Annotated in this window: 14 protein-coding genes; 7 read left to right on the top strand and 7 right to left on the bottom strand. The window is 71.4% G+C overall.

Annotated elements, in window-relative coordinates; all coding sequences use genetic code 11:
* Positions 1–87: 87 nt before the first annotated feature.
* Positions 88–870 (top strand): class I SAM-dependent methyltransferase, encoded by a 783-nt coding sequence (locus P696_RS0136320; RefSeq protein WP_034488432.1) that lies wholly within the window; start codon positions 88–90, stop codon positions 868–870.
* Positions 871–994: 124 nt separating this feature from the next.
* Here the strand turns inward: P696_RS0136320 and P696_RS58530 are convergent, their stop codons facing one another.
* Together P696_RS58530 and P696_RS50455 are read right to left on the bottom strand one after the other, a co-directional pair.
* Complete coding sequence (locus tag P696_RS58530) at positions 995–1,555, bottom strand: GNAT family N-acetyltransferase (protein WP_051468570.1); 561 nt, start codon at positions 1,553–1,555, stop codon at positions 995–997.
* Positions 1,556–1,914: 359 nt separating this feature from the next.
* The gene (locus P696_RS50455) at positions 1,915–3,603 is read right to left on the bottom strand and encodes an NsdA family TPR-like regulatory protein (RefSeq protein ID WP_034488427.1); all 1,689 of its coding nucleotides are present in this window, start codon (positions 3,601–3,603) and stop codon (positions 1,915–1,917) included.
* A 501-nt stretch (positions 3,604–4,104) separates the two neighbouring features.
* Here P696_RS50455 and P696_RS50450 point away from each other — a divergent pair.
* The 4 genes from P696_RS50450 to P696_RS0136285 all read left to right on the top strand — a co-directional run bounded on the left by P696_RS50450 (position 4,105) and on the right by P696_RS0136285 (position 8,402).
* Positions 4,105–4,464 carry a hypothetical protein gene (locus tag P696_RS50450; RefSeq protein ID WP_245627944.1) on the top strand — a complete coding sequence of 120 codons (360 nt, stop codon included), beginning with the start codon at positions 4,105–4,107 and terminating at the stop codon, positions 4,462–4,464.
* Positions 4,465–5,048: 584 nt separating this feature from the next.
* Positions 5,049–6,083, top strand: coding sequence for a mechanosensitive ion channel family protein (locus P696_RS50445; RefSeq protein WP_084338697.1), 1,035 nt, complete (start codon positions 5,049–5,051; stop codon positions 6,081–6,083).
* A gap of 188 nt (positions 6,084–6,271) precedes the next feature.
* Positions 6,272–6,673, top strand: a complete 402-nt coding sequence (locus P696_RS0136290) for a globin (protein ID WP_026416162.1) — start codon at positions 6,272–6,274, stop codon at positions 6,671–6,673.
* A 142-nt stretch (positions 6,674–6,815) separates the two neighbouring features.
* Positions 6,816–8,402, top strand: coding sequence for a glycoside hydrolase family 13 protein (locus P696_RS0136285; protein WP_051468569.1), 1,587 nt, complete (start codon positions 6,816–6,818; stop codon positions 8,400–8,402).
* A gap of 91 nt (positions 8,403–8,493) precedes the next feature.
* Here P696_RS0136285 and P696_RS0136280 read toward each other — a convergent pair whose 3' ends face one another.
* The 3 genes from P696_RS0136280 to P696_RS0136270 all read right to left on the bottom strand — a co-directional run bounded on the left by P696_RS0136280 (position 8,494) and on the right by P696_RS0136270 (position 10,894).
* Complete coding sequence (locus P696_RS0136280; protein WP_026416160.1) at positions 8,494–9,918, bottom strand: S28 family serine protease; 1,425 nt, start codon at positions 9,916–9,918, stop codon at positions 8,494–8,496.
* Between the two features lie 209 nt (positions 9,919–10,127).
* Positions 10,128–10,349, bottom strand: coding sequence for a hypothetical protein (locus P696_RS0136275; protein WP_026416159.1), 222 nt, complete (start codon positions 10,347–10,349; stop codon positions 10,128–10,130).
* Between the two features lie 101 nt (positions 10,350–10,450).
* A complete protein-coding gene (locus P696_RS0136270; RefSeq protein ID WP_026416158.1) occupies positions 10,451–10,894 on the bottom strand; it encodes a MarR family winged helix-turn-helix transcriptional regulator in 444 nt (147 codons plus the stop codon).
* Positions 10,895–11,017: 123 nt separating this feature from the next.
* Between P696_RS0136270 and P696_RS50440 the strand changes: the two genes are divergently transcribed.
* Positions 11,018–12,622, top strand: coding sequence for an MFS transporter (locus P696_RS50440; protein ID WP_051468568.1), 1,605 nt, complete (start codon positions 11,018–11,020; stop codon positions 12,620–12,622).
* 14 nt (positions 12,623–12,636) lie between these two features.
* Positions 12,637–13,458 (top strand): alpha/beta fold hydrolase, encoded by an 822-nt coding sequence (locus P696_RS0136260; protein WP_026416157.1) that lies wholly within the window; start codon positions 12,637–12,639, stop codon positions 13,456–13,458.
* Between the two features lie 51 nt (positions 13,459–13,509).
* Here P696_RS0136260 and P696_RS0136255 read toward each other — a convergent pair whose 3' ends face one another.
* Both P696_RS0136255 and ettA read right to left on the bottom strand, forming a co-directional pair.
* Positions 13,510–13,950, bottom strand: a complete 441-nt coding sequence (locus P696_RS0136255; protein WP_051468567.1) for an acyl-CoA thioesterase — start codon at positions 13,948–13,950, stop codon at positions 13,510–13,512.
* Positions 13,951–14,158: 208 nt separating this feature from the next.
* Positions 14,159–15,823 (bottom strand): energy-dependent translational throttle protein EttA, encoded by a 1,665-nt coding sequence (gene ettA / locus P696_RS0136250; protein WP_026416155.1) that lies wholly within the window; start codon positions 15,821–15,823, stop codon positions 14,159–14,161.
* Positions 15,824–16,231 lie beyond the last annotated feature (408 nt).

Genomic DNA, 16,231 nt, shown 5'->3' with positions numbered 1-16,231 from the left:
CCGTGTGAGCGGCCCGGACCGGTGGGGTCGGTCACGGGGGCGACCCCGGGCGGGACGTGGGGTGCGGGCGCATGATCGAATTCAGTCGTGCCCTCTTCGACACCGCAGGACGACGGGCTGCTCGACCGGGTCTGCGCGCTGCTCGCCGACCCGCCGGACGAGCCCGCCGCACCGGACGGCTACCTGGACCTGCTCGAGGCCGAGCCCGTGCCGACGCTCGCCCAGCGGGCCATGCAGTCCACGCTGCTGCCGCAGGTCTACGAGCGGATCTGGCGCCCGTTCGCGTTCAACATCGCCAAGGGCTGGCCGTCCGGGCCGGACACCGCCGAGGAGCACGCGCTCGCCCGTGACTGGCTCGGCCTCGCCCAGCCCGGCGACATCGCCAAGCCCGCCGCGACCGTCCTCGACCTGGCGTGCGGGCCGGGCAACACCACCCGCGCCGTCGCGTCCGGCGTCGGTGAGAACGGCCTGGTCGTCGGGCTCGACGCGTCCGCGTCCATGCTCGCCCGCGCCGCCGCCGACAGCCAGGGCATCGCCTACGTCCGCGGCAACGCGATCGACCCGCCGTTCCGCACCGGCGTCTTCGACGCGGTCTGCTGCCTCGGCGCGCTCTACCTCTTCGACGACCCCTGGACCGCCCTGGACGGCATGGCCCGCGTCCTGCGGCCGGGCGGTCGCCTGGTGATCCTCACCACGCGCCGCCCGGCGTTCCCGGTCTTCCGCGTCACCGGCGACATCCTCGGCCGCGCCACCGGCGTCACCGTGTTCGACGACGACCTTCCCGACGAACTCACCTCTCGCGGCCTGACCGTCCTCCACCATCGCCGCTATCCCTTGATGCAGTTTCTCGCGGCGGAATTGAAGAAGTAGGTCCCCGGGCCCGGCGGAATGGCACGAAAAAGCCCGGGACGGCGGCCTTTCGGCGGACCGCGCCTCCGCCGGAGGCCGTCGTCCCGGGGGCCCACTGGTGCTCAGTGGAGTCTTTTCTCGATTCTCAGCGAATCCGTTTTTCGATGTAGATGTTGACGATGCCGTTGATGACCTCGCGGTTGGTCTCGCGCCAGCCGAACTTGCGGTAGAGCGCGAGGGCGGGGCCCTGCCGGGACGTGGTGTCGGCCCGCAGCAGGTGGTAGCCGAGCTCGGCTGCGCGTTCCTCCAGCGCCTGGACGACGGCCTCGCCGTAGCCCCGGCGCTGGAGCTCCGGCCGCACCCGCAGCCGCACCATCTCGACCACGGGTTCCTCGCGGACCCGGACGACCGGCGCGCCCGGGCCCTGCGCGCGCTCGGCGCCGCCGGGGACCAGGTCGCCGCGGCGGAGGCCGCCCATGGCGACGATCCGTCCGTCCACCTCGCCGACGAGGAACTCGCCGTCGCCCCGAAGGTAGATCTCCTCCATCCGGAAGAAGTCGTGGTCGTAGTAGACCCCGTCGCCGGGCCGCAGCCCGACCTGCGCGAGCCCCTGCCGGTGGAGGAGGAGCACGGCGGCGTGGTCGGCGTCGGCGTACCGGCGCAGGACCAGCCCTCCGTACTCCCATGCGGGCGGGTCGTCCCGCACGCGGACGAGGCTCGGACGGTCGGCCCGGCGCCGTCGCGGGACGGCGCCGTGTTCGGCGGCGCCATGCTCGGCACCGCTGTGCCCCGCCCCCTCATGGCCCGCACCGGCGTGGCCCGCACCAGGATGGCCTGCACCGGCGTGCCCCGCCCCTGCGTGGCCCGCTCCGGTGTGCCCCGCTCCGGCGTGTCCTACCCCTGCGTGGCCTGCACCGGTGTGTCCCGCCCCCGTGTGCTCGGGGACGGTGTGCTCCGGGGCGGGTGCTCCGTCGGCCGGTGGAACGGCCCGGTCGCCCGTGGCCGGCGGACGCGCCGGGACGGCCGGGGAGGCGGGGGGCTGGCCTTCTGACTGTGGCATGCGCATCAGACCTGCTCGGCCGGCGGAACCGACGGCCTGGACGATGGGGGCGGCGAGCCGGACGGACCCTGGATGTTCGGGCCGGACAGCGACTCGTAGAACTCGGTCAGGGCCGGCAGGCCCGGGTGCTTGGCGCCGACCGCCGCGCCGACCTGCCGCGCCCGGTGGACGAGGATGTCGGAGCGGTGCTCGGAGGGCAGGTCCAGGATGGCCTCCTGGGCCGCGACGAGCGCCGCGTCCGGCTGGCCCGCGTGGAGCTTGCAGGACGCCCGGTCGAGCCGGACCAGTGTGAGGTCGACGCGGTCGGTCGGGGCGTACAGCGTGAGCGCCTTGCTCAGCGACTCCTCACCGCCCTTGTGGTCGCCCAGGTTGGTGTAGGTGTCGCCCTCGTAGAACGTCATCTGCCGTTCGGTGAAGCCGAACACCAGGTCGCCGGTGTGCTCCTTGCTCAGCTGGTCGAACACCGACCGGCCGCGCAGCAGAGCCCGGCGGGCGCTCGGCGCGGCGTCGCCGCGGCCGCGCAGCGCGAGCTGGCCGAGGGCGCGCGCCTCGACCGCGGGCGCCATCGCGGCGGCCACGCTCGGGTCGCGTCCGGCGAGGTCCTGGGCCTTGCGGGCCAGGTGGAGCGCCTCGCGCGGGTCGCCGTAGTACATCGGGACGAGCGCCTCGCGCACGGTCACCCAGGCGCGCAGCTTGCGGTCGCCGGTCTCGTCGGCGGCCGTCCGCGCGGTCCGGAAGAACGAGCGCGCCAGGCGGTGGTCGCCCAGATTGATCATGATCAGCCCGGACAGCCCGGACAGCTGGGCGGCGATCCGCAGCAGTCGCTCCTGGAGTTCGACGGGCTGGCGTTTGTCGGCCATCCGCCGGACCTCGGAGAAGTCGAGCAGCACGTCGCAGAGCATCCGCAGCGACGGTGTCGCCTGGTACTGCTGCCCGTAGCCGAGCGTCGTCTCCTCCCACTGGTCGAGCATGGTCGGTGACACGGTCGCGCTGACCAGGGTGTCGTCCATCTTGCGCCGAAGATTGTCCACGGCGCCGAGGATCTGGCCGTCGAGCGTCACGACGCCCGATCCGGCCAGCAGGCTCAGCAGGGTCCTGCGAAGCACGATGTCCTCCTCTCCCACATCAATGGAGGCGGGGCCGTCAGCGCGGTCCGGACCCCTGGGGTTTCTGACGGAGATCCAGTGCCGGTCGTCCGGCGCCGGGACCACCACCGCCCCGATCAGGGCGTCGGTGTCGGACGGCGGGCGGAGACCAGGTTCCCGCTGGGACGGGACGCCCGCGGGCAGCGGGGCGCCGGCCGTCTCAGCGGGCCGGGTCGAGTGGCCGCGCCCGCAGATGCAGGGGCTGCGGTACCCGAGGTCGTCGGGCTCGACCCGGTAGACGGCGCACAGGTAGTGGAGGTATTCGGGCCCGGGACGCTTGTAACCGCTCTCGTAGGCCGACAGCAGCGTGTCCCCGAGCTTGGGCTCGGGCTTGCCGTCGACCTCGAACAGCGCGCGGACCTGGGCGACGATGTCGGACAGCGCCACGCCGTGGGCGAGGCGGTGCGCCTTGATCGGCGTGATGCCGAACAGCGGCCCGCACTGATCGTGGATGTCGACCGCGATCTGGGCGGGGGTGCGTCCCCTGGCGAGACCACGCGCCCTGATCCGGCGCGCGATTTCCGTCTCCTTCTTCGGGGGGTCTGACATCGTTCCGGCCTCCTCACCGCTGGGCCGGGGGGGTCCTCGGAGCGAGGGCCTGACCTCGGGTGCCACGGCGACCGGTAGCTAGGTCAACCTCATCGGACGGGGATTCCCGCACACCGGCGGTGAGCTGGCGATACGAGAAATAATCTCTTGCGCACGCAGCGTAACGCCCGCACCGGGGCAGGCCAAGCCATTCCCAAGAAACGCGGGCGTGCCGGGGACGGCTTCTCTCCCCCGGGTAGAGATTTCTCCTCCAAGGTCTGTGGACCTCCGCCTGAGATGGGGGAATCCCGTACTTCGGCGGACAGCCGGGCCCTTGACCCATCACCGTTGGGGTTGCGATTCTCGCCGCGTGTAATGGTACGGAAGCACTGAGTTCGATCACGTGGGGGTCCGGCCCCGGCCGGGATGAAGATCATCAACCCGCGGCGAGAAGGACCATTCGGCCACACGGGAACGGCACGAGCAGTCCTCACTGCACGGATGACGGAGGGGGTGCGTCAGGTGGCACACGACGAGCGCGTCGGCTACCTGGAGGAGCTGGAGCACGAACTCGACACGCGCGGCCTGGTCGCGCGGGTGGTCCGGACCCGGTCCGGCCCGGCGTTCCTGCGGGTGGTGAACCCGGAGGCGGCGAGCCTGGCCGAGGACGTCACCTGCGCGCCGGCGCCGGAGACACGCGACCACTACTACTGGTGGTCCTGGGGGGAACGCATGCACCGGGTGGACGACCCGCGCGGGGCCGCGTCGAAACTGGCGCACGTCCTGCAGCCGCTGCGACAACAGACGCGCGGTCTCGAGGCCCACGGCTTCGAGATCCGCGATCCGGCCACCGCCGGAGGCCGGCTCTCGGGCCGTCCCTGACGGGGCCGGAGGCGTCCCCGGGGGTCGTGGCCGACACGGCGCGGCAGCCACGGCCCCCGCGGGACCAGCCCAACCAGTCCGACCGGTTCGATCAGTCCGAACGGTTCGATCAGTCCGAACGGTTCGACAGGGCCGCCTGATCGTCCGGACGGTCCTGATCATCCGGCAAGTCCGACACACCCGACCGTCCGCCTTCTCGATCTTCCGCCGCCCGGCGGGGGCGGGGCGGCCGATCTCGCACCCGGCCAGGGGGGGAACCGGCCGGGACAGCGAGACGGCGCCCTCCGGCCACCGGGTCGTCACCCGCCGGGCAGGCCGCCCGGCGGTGGCCGGAGGGCCGGGCCGTGCGGGCGGCGATGTGACCAGCGCCTCCGTACCGGCACCCACTGAGCGGCCGCGGGTCCGCTTCCCATGCCCGTCCGACCGGGCCCGCGGCCAAGGGCAGACCCTCCCCGTCCGATGCGCGTCGATCGTCCGGCGCTGGACGAACCCGTCGTCACCGTCCCCTACGATCGGGCTCGTACCGCCGCAGGTCCACGACGATGTGACGCGGCATCCACCATCGGTCGGGAGGGTCTGCCCCCATGTACGGCACAGTGGCGTCCAGCGCGCCCGTCCACGCGGCGACGGCGCTGAGTGAGCCCCTGGTCAAGATGGACGGCAAGGCGGAGCAGTACTGCGGCGTCGATCCGTCCGCGCCCTGCCGGCTGTTCTGGAACATCACCCACAGCCCGGGGGCCACCAGGTTCGTCCACGACTACAACCTGGACGCCTGGACCGGCAAGCTCGTCTCGATCGTCGTCACGTTCGTGATCGCCCTGATCATCCGGAACATCGCACACCGGATGATCACCAAGGTCACCCAGCGGATGTCCGAGGGGACCCTCTCGGAGAAGGCCCGGGAGAAGAGCCGGACGATCTTCGAGGGCAGCCAGGCGCTGCTGTCCCAGCGGCGCGCGCAGCGGGCCAAGACGCTCGGCTCGGTGCTGCGCTCGGTCGCGTCCGTGGTGATCATGGGGACGGCCCTGTTCAGCATCCTCGGCTACCTCGGACTGAACCTCACCCCGATCGTCGCCAGCGCCAGCGTCATCGGCGTCGCGGTCGGTTTCGGCGCCCAGAACATCGTCAAGGACTGCCTGGCCGGCATCTTCATGCTGCTGGAGGACCAGTACGGCGTCGGCGACGTGATCGACGTGGGCAGCGCCAAGGGCACGGTCGAGGCGGTCACCCTGCGGGTCACCCGGATGCGGGACGTCAACGGCGTCGTCTGGTACGTCCCGAACGGGGAGATCAAGAAGGTCGGCAACGAGTCCCAGAACTGGGGCCGCGCGGTGCTGGACATCCCCGTCGACATCGGCGAGGACGTCGAGAAGGTCAAGGACATCCTCCAGGGCACGGCCGACACGATGGCCGAGGACCCGGCCTGGGCCGACCTCATCCTGGAGCGGCCGTCGGTCTGGGGCGTCCAGGCCCTCGCCGCGGACGCGCTGGTCATCCGCGTCGTGCTGAAGACCGCGCCGGGCCAGCAGGCCGCGTGCGCCCGCGAGCTGCGCGAGCGCGTGAAGCTCGCGTTCGACCAGGCCGGCGTCCAGGTGGCCACCCCCGCCACCGCCTCCTGAGCCGCGCCTCCCCCACGGCCGTCCCGCCCGCGTGGCGCGGACGGCCGTTCCGCGTGACGACCTTTCCGCCGGACGGACCTTCCGCGTGACGGCCGTTCCGTGTGACGGCCGTTCCGCGTGGCGGCCGTTCCGTCGGACGGACGATCAAGAGGCGTAAGCGGGCTCGTACCGCATAGGCTTGGGGCGTTATGGCTGAACCCGAACAGGTGACCTTCTACGAGGCGGTCGGGGGCGAGGAGACGTTCCGCGTCCTCGTCCACCGCTTCTACCAGGGCGTCGCGGACGACCCGGCGCTGCGCGCGATGTATCCGGAGGAGGATCTCGGCCCCGCCGAGGAGCGGCTGCGGCTGTTCCTCATCCAGTACTGGGGCGGCCCGAACACCTACAGCCAGGAGCGCGGGCATCCGCGGCTCCGCATGCGGCACGTCCCGTTCGTGGTGAACGAGGCGGCCAAGGAGGCCTGGCTCAAGCACATGCGCAAGGCGCTGGACGACACGGTCGCCGAGCGCGGCCTCCCTCCGCAGGCCGAGCAGATGCTCTGGAACTACTTCACCATGGCCGCCCAGTCCATGGTCAACTCCCCCTCCTGACCGGGCGGCGCCCGGAAACCCTCCACGACCCGAGATCCGGCCCCGGACGCGCATGCCGCTCCGGGGCCGTTCTGTGCGCTATGGCTATATGTGCTATGGCCGGTCGAGTGAAGGTTCGGGCGGTTCCGGGTAGATCGTTGGAATGACGCGATCCCCCTGGTGGCGCAACGCCGTCGTGTACGAGGTCTACGTCCGCAGCTTCGCCGACAGCGGCGGCGACGGGGAGGGTGATCTCCAGGGGGTCCGGTCCCGGCTGCCCTACCTGCGGGAACTCGGGGTGGACGCGCTGTGGCTGACGCCGTTCTACCCGTCCCCGCTCGCGGACGGCGGCTACGACGTGGCCGACTACACCGGGGTGGACCCGCGGTTCGGGACGATCGGGGACTTCGACGCGCTGGTCGCCGACGCGCACGCGCACGGGCTGCGGCTGATCATCGACATCGTGCCGAACCACACCTCGGACCGGCACCCGTGGTTCCGGCGGGCGCTCGCCGCGCAGCCCGGCGATCCGGCGCGGAACCGGTACGTGTTCCGGCCGGGACGGATCCGTCCGGACGGGCGGATGGAGGGTCCGCCGAACGACTGGCCGTCCATGTTCGGCGGCCCGGCCTGGGAGCGGCTCCCGGACGGCCAGTGGTACCTGCACCTCTACGCGCGCGAGCAGCCGGACCTGAACTGGCGGCACCCGGACGTCCGCGACGCGTTCGAGGACGTCCTGCGGTTCTGGCTCGACCGGGGCGTGGACGGCTTCCGGATCGACGTCGCCGCCGGGCTGTTCAAGGATCCGGCGTTCGCCGATCTCGGCGCGGACGCGCGGCACGCCCTGCACGGCCGGATCTACAGCCGTCCGGAGGCGCACGGCGTCTACCGGGACTGGCGGCGGATCCTGGACTCCTACGACGGTGACCGGATGGCCGTCGGCGAGATCTGGACCGACTCCCCTGGCGATCTCGCGAAGTTCCTCCGCCCGGACGAGCTGCACCAGGCGTTCCAGTTCGACCTCCAGCTCGCGCCCTGGTCGGCGCCCGCGTTCCGGGACGTGATCAAGGCGGCGTGCGCGGCGGTCGCGCCGACCGGGGCGGCGCCGACGTGGGTGCTGTCCAGCCACGACATGCCCCGGCACGTCACGCGTTACGAGCTGCCGCCGGGGCCGCCCGGGATCGGGACGGCCCGCGCCCGCGCCGCGCTGCTCATGCTGCTCGCGCTGCCCGGCTCGGCGTACCTGTACCAGGGCGAGGAGCTGGGCCTTCCCGAGGTCGAGGACCTGCCCGACGCGGCGCGGCAGGACCCGATCTCGCGCCGCACCGGCGGCCGTCAGCCCGGCCGGGACGGCTGCCGGGTGCCGATCCCCTGGTCCGGGACGAAGGAGCCGTTCGGCTTCTCCCCGGACGACGGCGTCCGCCCCTGGCTGCCGATGCCCGCGAGCTGGGCGTCCCTCACGGCGGAGGCGCAGGACGGCGACCCGGCGTCCATGCTCGCCTTCTACCGCCGCGCGCTGGCGCTGCGCCGCGAGCTGCTGGACGGTGGTCTGCCCGAGGAGATCGAGTGGCCGGACGCCCCGTCCGACGCGTCCGTGGTCTTCCGGCGCGGACGGCTGACCTGCGTCGTGAACTGCTCGGACGCGCCCGTCCGGCTGCCGTCCGGGGAGGTCGTCCTGGCGAGCGGGCCCTGCGACGGGGGCCTGCTGCCGGGCGACGCGTCCGCCTGGATCATCGACGGGGAGAAATGACGAGGCGTGGGACGCGGACCTGGGGGATGGTCCATGTCCCACGCCTCGGGGGTGGGAACCGCGAGCCCTCGGGAGGCTCACGGCTCAGCGGCTACAGCGGGGGACGCTGCGCCAGGGTCGGGTCCTCGCCCATCGGGGTCGGAACCGCGGTGGTGGCCTTCATGGTCGGCGTGACGCCGGCCCAGCGCTGCAGGTCGGCGACGGCCTTGGCGCGCTGCGCGTCCGGCAGCTTGGCGATCAGCCGGCCGCTGTGGTTCATGCCGGGGGCGACGTAGACGGCCGAGTCACGGCTGCCCTTGCCGAGCCGGAACGGCTTGCTGCCCCACGGGTCGTTCGCACCGTAGACGAACAGCATGTGGTTGGCGTTGCCGCGCACCCACGAGTCGATGTCACGCATCGCCCTGCCGTTGTCGAACCTCATCGCGATGTCGCGCGGGACGTACGTCCGCGGCACGTAGCTGCTCTCGTAGCGCAGCAGGTCGTGCAGGTTCGGGAACTTCGGCGACGGCCAGCCGAGCTGCGTGCCCGCCTGGTAGTAGTACGGGATGTACGCGCTGAGGTTCTGGTCGGCGTAGGACGAGCCGTCGGCGACGTCCATGAACACCTTGTAGATGTCGTCGTCGGACGCGCTGGTCGCGGGCAGCGAGGCGCACTCGGCCTGCAGGTGGTACTGCCAGAAGCCCCACTCGAAGTCCATGACGGAGTTCTCGAAGGCGCGGTCGGTGCCCTTGAGGATGGAGAACGTCCACCCGTTGGTCTTGGCGTCCGCGTTCAGCCGCGTCTCCATCGCCGTGCGGCGCTTGAGGATCTCGCGGGCCAGGTCCTTCACGTGGGTGCGGCACTTCGCGTCGGTGCCGACCGTCTGGAAGAACTTGTCGTACGCCTTGTCCTTGTTGTTGTTGTAGTCGTTGGGCGCGACGTACACGACCGACCCGGCGACGTCGTTCGGGTAGAACCGCTTGTGGTACGTCGCGGTCATGCCGCCCTTGCTGGCGCCCGTGTTGATCCACTTGGCCTTGTAGATCGGCTTGAGCGCCTGGACGATGCGGTGCTCGTCGGTGGCGGCCTGCCAGATGTTGTCGTTCTTCCAGTTCGCGTCCGCCGGGCGGGACGGCGTGAAGTACCGGTACTCGACCGAGATCTGGTTGGCGGACAGCAGCGCCGTCGGCTCCGACTGGAACATCGTCTCGGGAGTGTTGTAGCCGCTGGTGTACTCCACCATCGGCGCGCTCGCGTCCCGGTGCTCCAGCATGATCCGCTGCTCGAACCACTTGCCCTTGGGCTTGCGGTGGTCGACCGGCTGCTTGTAGGTCAGCCAGAACCAGCGGTAACCCGTCAGGGTGGAGGTCTTCTCCTGGACGGTCATGCCCGGGATCGCCTTGAGCTGGGCCAGGATGTCGCCGCTCGCGGCCGGGGCCGGGGCCGCGGCCTGGGCCGCGCCGGCGAGGCCGAGTCCGGAGGCGGTCAGACCGCCCGCCAGCAGCAGGGTCATCGCCCTGTGGGAAACGCGCCGCATCTTCTCACCTTCACGTGGGGTCGCCACAATTCGCTTTGCGACCGTAGAGGTAAGAAGTGGGACGAAAACATACCGCAGGGACGCTTGTTACACACCCGTGACCGTGGCGATCTCCCGGCATCAGACCAGGCCATCCCCGCACGGACGCCCACGACACGCCGAAACCGCAGGCGAGCGGGACGGGAAGTCAGGAAGGGTCAGCGGGACGGTCAGACGAGGCCGCCGCTGAGCAGATGGGCGACCAGCCAGGCGAGCCCGAGCAGCAGCGCGAGGCGGCGGAGCTGCCAGCCGAGCGGCTTGCCGCGGACGGCGAACACCTTCCAGACGACCTCGGACAGCGTGTCGCCCGGCTGTCGGTTGAACACCGCGGGCATCTCGATCGCGAAGAACATCGCGACCCACAGGATCCAGGCGAAGACATAGGGGGACATCGGCACCTCGAACGGGGGTGGGGCTGGTTGCCCGTTTGATCCCCATATGCCGAGATCGTTACCCCTGGCCAGGGCTGGTATTTCCGGAAAGCTCCGGAAAGTCAGGTCAGGACGTCCACGGCCCGTCCGAGCAGGACGCGGAGCGCCTCCAGTTCGTCCTCGTCGAACGCGTCCACGATCCGGCGCTCGACGGCGACGGCCGCGGCGTCCGCCTCGTCCAGGAGGGCCTCGCCCTCGGGGGTGAGCCGCGTGACGAGCACCTGCGCGTGATCCTCGGACGGACGGCGTTCGACCAGGCCACGGCCCTCCAGCGTCTTCAGCACCGTCGTCATGCTCTGCGGTGTCACCGCGCAGTACCGGGCGAGTCTCGCGCCCGAGATGCCCGGCGCCAGGGAGAGCGCGTACATCGCCGCGTACTGCGGGACGGTCAGCCCGAACGGCCGCAGCACCCGGGTCTTCTCGGCGATCAGCGCCTGCTCGGCGCGCTTGATCAGCGAGCCGGGACGCCAGGCCGTGGCCCGCTCGATCCGTTCGTCGGCCTCCATCGGACCTCCCCTTCCGCAGGAACCCTACCAACCCTCGACGACTTGACAAGGTCCGCATTCGTATCAGAACTTGTATCTCCATCAGGGTTCTTATGGTTATCGACCTCGAAGGGATCATCCGTCATGCCCGGCTCCGCCCGGCACGCCACCTCGCCCAGCCCCGCACACCCCGGCTCCCGGCGCGGGTCGCCGTCCACCTCGGCGCGGCGCGCCTCCCCCGGCGTGACGCTCACCGTGGTCTGCGGCGCACTGCTGCTCATCCCGATCACCGCCACGGGCGCCGCCGAGGCGACCGCCGACGTCGGACGGTCGCTGCACGCGGGCCTCGCCGCCTCCCAGTGGGTCGTCAACGCGTTCTTCCTGACCTTCGCGAGCCTCATGGCGAGCACCGGCTCGCTCGCCGACCGGATCGGACGGCGACGGATGTTCACGGGCGGGCTCGCCGTGTTCACCGCGTCCATGCTTGTCGCGACGCTCACGCCGGACATCGGGACGCTCGTCGCCGCGCGCCTGCTCACCGGGGCGGGGGCCGCCGCCGCGACCACCGGCGGCAGCGCCCTGCTGGCCGCCGCCTTCCCGGACGGGCCGTCCCGCACCCGCGCGTTCGGCGTGTTCGGGACCGTCCTCGGCCTCGGCCTCGCGTTCGGCCCGGTCATCGCCGGGCTGCTCGTCACCGGCCTCGGCTGGCGTGCGTTCTTCGGCGTCGCCGCCGTCGCGCTGGTGCCGAGCCTGCTGGCCGTCCCGCTGCTCACCGAGTCGCGGCGGGACGCGTCCGGGCCGATCGACTGGACGGGCGCCGCGACCTTCACGCTCGGCCTCTCCGCGTTCACGTTCGCGCTGGTCGAAGGGCCGACGCTCGGCTGGACGCACGGGGCCGTCCTCGGCGGGTTCACCGCGTGCGTGCTGCTGCTGGCCGCGTTCGCGACCGTCGAACGGCGTCATCCGAACCCGCTCGTGGACCTCGCGCTGCTGACCCGTCCTCGTTTCGTGGCGATCTCCGCGATGCCGTTCCTGCTCGCGTTCGGGTTCGTCGCGCTCACCATCGTCCTGCCGCCGTACTTCATGGCGACGCTGCACGCGTCCGCGAGCACGGCGGGCCTGACGCTGATGCTGCTCACCGGGCCGACGCTCGTCCTGCCGCCGCTCACGGGCGTCCTCGGCGGACGGCTGTCCCAGCGCGCCCTGCTCGTCCTGACGTTGCTGCTGGTCGCGGCCGGGACCGCGCTGCTGGCGCTCGTCCCGGGAGGTGCGGGCGCCAAATCCCTCGCGGCCCCGCTGCTGCTGATCGGCACCGGCTTCGGGATCTCCCTGGCCATCATGGACGGCGCGGCCATCTCCTCCGTCGAGCCCGAACGCGCCGGGATGGCCGCGGGCCTGTTCAACACCGCCCGGATCAGCGGCGAGGTCGTCGCCGTGGCCGTCCTCGGGGCGCTGCTCACCACGTTCACCCGCTCCGACCTGGCCGGACACTACGGCGACCGCACCGCCTCGGAGGCCACGTCCCGGCTGCTGCAGGGCGACATGACTCCCCCGGGCGGAGTCGCGGCGACCGGCTACGCCGAGGCCGCCACGCACGCGTACGCGGGCGCGCTCCACGACGTCCTGTGGGCGCTCTCCGCGTTGTCGCTGGTCGGAGCGCTGATCGTCGCCCGTCTTCTCCGTCCCACTCCTGCCTCCGCCCCCGCCGTCGCCGTCGAGCGACGCGCGGTGGCCGAACCCGTCCGCTGAAAGGAACCCGAAGAATGCCCACCGCCGACGTCCAGCTCAGCACCGGCCTCAGCACTGTCAACTACCTGCTCACCGGCACCGGGCCCGGCCTCGTCCTGGTGCACGGCACCGGCGCGGACGGCCCCGGCAACTGGGGCCCGCTCATCGACGCCCTCGCCGACCGCTTCACCATCCTCGCCCCGGACCTCTCCGGCGCGGGCGCGACCCGCGACCCCGGCGGCCCGATCCTCCTGGACGACCTGGTCAGGCAGGTTCTGGGTGCGGCCGACCACGCGGGCTTGGACTGCTTCCACCTCGCGGGCCACTCCCTGGGCGCGACCGTCGCCGTCGCCGTCGCCGGAACGTCCCCGGACCGCGTCCTGTCGCTCACCCCGCACGCCGGATGGGCGAAGACCGACCCCTGGATGGCCTTCCAGTTCGACCTCTGGGCCCGCCTCACCCGCATGGACCCCGAACTCCAGGCCCGCCTGCTCCAGTGCACGGCCATGGGCGACGCCACGCTCCGCGCCCGCACCGGTGCCGACTTCGACGCCGCCACGGCCGGTTTCACGCAGGCGATCCAGGCTGTCTCGGACGGCTACCTCCGCCAGATCGAGACCGACCTCACCGTCGACATCACGGCCCTGCTCCCGGAGATCACCGCGCCGACCGTGATCCTCTCCAGCTCGGACGACCGCGTCGTCCCGCCCCACCACCAGCGGCACCTGGCCGAGGCCATCGCGGACGCCCGCCTCGTGGAGGTCCCCGGCGGCCACGGCCTCCCCTTCGAGAACCCCGAGCTGTTCGTCCGGTCCTTCACCGAGGTGCTCGACGCCCACGCCTTCGCGGCGGTCTGACCCGCTCAGTCCGCGTGGCCGACTCCAGGTCGGCCACGCGACGCCGCCCCGCTACTCGGCGGGGGCGAGGTAGCGGCCTATGAAGTCGCGCTCGTACGGCGTGAAACGGCGCAGCCGGTTCTTCTCCACGTCGAACGCGACGAGCACCGAGGTGGCCCGCGCGTACACGTTCTCGTCGTCCCGCACCTCGTAGGCCAGCGTGAACGACGCGCCCCGCACCCGGGTGATCCACGTCTCCACCCGGACGGGCTCGACGGTCGGCAGCAGCGGCGTCACGTAGTCGATCTCGTGCCGCGCGACGACCATCCCCCGGATGGGCTCCTCGCCCTTGCGGACGGGATCGGCGTGGAACATCTCCAGCCGCGCGTCCTCCAGGTAGCCGAGGAACTTCACGTTGTTCACGTGCCCCTGCGAGTCGATGTCGCCGAACCTCAGGTGGAACTCGTAGACGTGCCGGAAGTCCGCCATGGGCCGTTCGTCACCGCTCTGCATGTCCTCGCCCGGGTCGTCGAAGTGGATCGGGCCCGAATCTACCCGCCGTCCCCACCCCCTCGCTCATGCACCCAACCCACAACAACCCACCACGATTTGTATCCGGCGTCCCCTTGCCACCACGCGGAAGCGCCGCGTCCTCGTGGAGGACGCGGCGCTTCGGACGACCATGACGGAGCCGCCGGCGGATCGGCGGCTCCGCGCTCGGTCAGTCGCGGGTGAGACGGCGGTGGGTCACCCGGTGCGGACGGGCCGCCTCGGCGCCCAGGCGCTCGATCTTGTTCTTCTCGTAGTCGGCGAAGTTGCCCTCGAACCAGAACCAGTTCGAGCCGTCCTCCCACGCCAGGATGTGCGTGGCGATGCGGTCGAGGAACCACCGGTCGTGCGAGGTGATCACGGCGCAGCCGGGGAACTCCAGGAGGGCGTTCTCCAGGCTCGACAGGGTCTCGGTGTCGAGGTCGTTGGTCGGCTCGTCCAGCAGCAGGACGTTGCCGCCCTGCTTGAGGGTGAGCGCGAGGTTCAGCCGGTTGCGCTCGCCGCCGGACAGGACGCCCGCGGGCTTCTGCTGGTCCGGGCCCTTGAAGCCGAAGGCGGCGACGTAGGCGCGGGACGGCATCTCGACCTGGCCGACGTTGATGTGGTCCAGGCCGTCCGAGACGACCTCCCACACCGTCTTGTCCGGGGCGATGCCGCCGCGGCCCTGGTCCACGTAGGAGACCTGGACGGTCTCACCGACGCGCAGCACGCCGGAGGTCGGCTTCTCCTCGCCGATGATCATGCGGAACAGGGTGGTCTTGCCGACGCCGTTCGGGCCGATGACGCCGACGATGCCGTTCGGCGGCAGGTTGAAGGACAGGTCGTCCATCAGCACCCGGTCGCCGAAGCCCTTGGTGAGCTTGTCGGCGACGATCACCGTGTTGCCCAGGCGCGGCCCCGGCGGGATCTGGATCTCCTCGAAGTCCAGCTTCCGGGTCTTGGCGGCCTCGGAGGCCATCTCCTCGTACCGCGCCAGGCGGGCCTTGGACTTGGTCTGGCGGGCCTTGGGGTTCGACCGAACCCACTCGAGCTCGTCCTCGAGGCGCTTCTTGCGCTTGGCGTCCTTGTTGCCCTCGACCTTGAGCCGCTCGGCCTTCTTCTCCAGGTAGGTGGAGTAGTTGCCCTCGTAGGGGTGGCAGCGCCCCCGGTCCAGCTCCAGGATCCAGGTCGCGACGTTGTCCAGGAAGTACCGGTCGTGGGTGACGGCGAGGACGGTGCCCTCGTACTTGGCGAGGAACTGCTCCAGCCACTGGACGGACTCGGCGTCCAGGTGGTTGGTCGGCTCGTCCAGGAGGAGCAGGTCGGGGGACTGCAGCAGGAGCTTGCACAGCGCCACGCGGCGGCGCTCACCACCGGAGAGCTTGGTGACGTCGGCGTCCCGCGGCGGGCAGCGCAGGGCGTCCATCGCCTGCTCGAGCTGGGAGTCGAGGTCCCAGGCGTTGCTGTGGTCGAGCTGCTCCTGCAGCTTGCCCATCTCCGCCATGAGCTCGTCGGAGTAGTCGGTCGCCATCTGCTCGGCGATCTCGTTGAACCGGTCGAGCATCGCCTTGGTCTCGGCGACGCCCTCCTCGACGTTGCCGAGGACGGTCTTCTCCTCGTTCAGCGGCGGCTCCTGCTGCAGGATGCCCACCGTGAACCCCGGCATGAGCTTGGCGTCGCCGTTGGACGGCTGCTCCAGACCGGCCATCATCCGCAGCAGCGTCGACTTGCCGGTGCCGTTCGGGCCCAGCACGCCGATCTTGGCGCCGGGCAGGAAGTGCAAGGTGACGTCGTCCAGGACGACCTTGTCGCCATGTGCCTTGCGCACACGCTGCATCGTGTAGATGTACTCGGCCATAATCCTCAAGCCTATTGGGTCCCGGGCACCGTTCGTCGCACCCTTCGAAGACCCCGCCCCCTCACTCCCAAACCCACCCCATCCCCCCATCCCCAGCGCCCCACGCCCCCCACCCGACACACCACCCCCAGCACCCCTCCCCGCTCCCGCCCTCACCCCCACCCCCAAGCCCCACCCGCGCGGCAGCCCCCCGCGCCACCCTCACGACGTCCGCACCACGCACCCCTCATGATCAAGGGCCACAGCCAGCAAATCCCCCACCTGACCTGCCCCAACCCCCCAAATGTGTCCGAAACCACGCCCCCCGCCCCTCCAGCCCCGGCAGTCCGCGACCAGGCGAAGCCGAGCCCACGCAAGGGCCAAACCAAGACACGAACAAGCGAACCTGACCACGCGCCCCCTGCCGCC

The organism is Actinomadura oligospora ATCC 43269, from assembly GCF_000518265.1.
GTDB classification, from domain to species: Bacteria; Actinomycetota; Actinomycetes; order Streptosporangiales; family Streptosporangiaceae; genus Spirillospora; species Spirillospora oligospora.
The sequence above is the reverse complement of the archived record's forward strand: the minus strand, read 5'-3'. Positions and strand labels throughout refer to the sequence as shown.

Coding starts and splice junctions, on each gene's coding strand:
- P696_RS50455 (WP_034488427.1), bottom strand. CDS start 3,603: ATGTCAGACCCCCCGAAGAAGGAGACGGAAATCGCGCGCCGGATCAGG.
- P696_RS0136290 (WP_026416162.1), top strand. CDS start 6,272: ATGGCTGAACCCGAACAGGTGACCTTCTACGAGGCGGTCGGGGGCGAG.
- P696_RS0136270 (WP_026416158.1), bottom strand. CDS start 10,894: ATGGAGGCCGACGAACGGATCGAGCGGGCCACGGCCTGGCGTCCCGGC.
- ettA (WP_026416155.1), bottom strand. CDS start 15,823: ATGGCCGAGTACATCTACACGATGCAGCGTGTGCGCAAGGCACATGGC.
- P696_RS0136275 (WP_026416159.1), bottom strand. CDS start 10,349: ATGTCCCCCTATGTCTTCGCCTGGATCCTGTGGGTCGCGATGTTCTTC.
- P696_RS0136260 (WP_026416157.1), top strand. CDS start 12,637: ATGCCCACCGCCGACGTCCAGCTCAGCACCGGCCTCAGCACTGTCAAC.
- P696_RS50440 (WP_051468568.1), top strand. CDS start 11,018: ATGCCCGGCTCCGCCCGGCACGCCACCTCGCCCAGCCCCGCACACCCC.
- P696_RS50445 (WP_084338697.1), top strand. CDS start 5,049: ATGTACGGCACAGTGGCGTCCAGCGCGCCCGTCCACGCGGCGACGGCG.
- P696_RS0136255 (WP_051468567.1), bottom strand. CDS start 13,950: ATGCAGAGCGGTGACGAACGGCCCATGGCGGACTTCCGGCACGTCTAC.
- P696_RS0136280 (WP_026416160.1), bottom strand. CDS start 9,918: ATGCGGCGCGTTTCCCACAGGGCGATGACCCTGCTGCTGGCGGGCGGT.
- P696_RS0136285 (WP_051468569.1), top strand. CDS start 6,816: ATGACGCGATCCCCCTGGTGGCGCAACGCCGTCGTGTACGAGGTCTAC.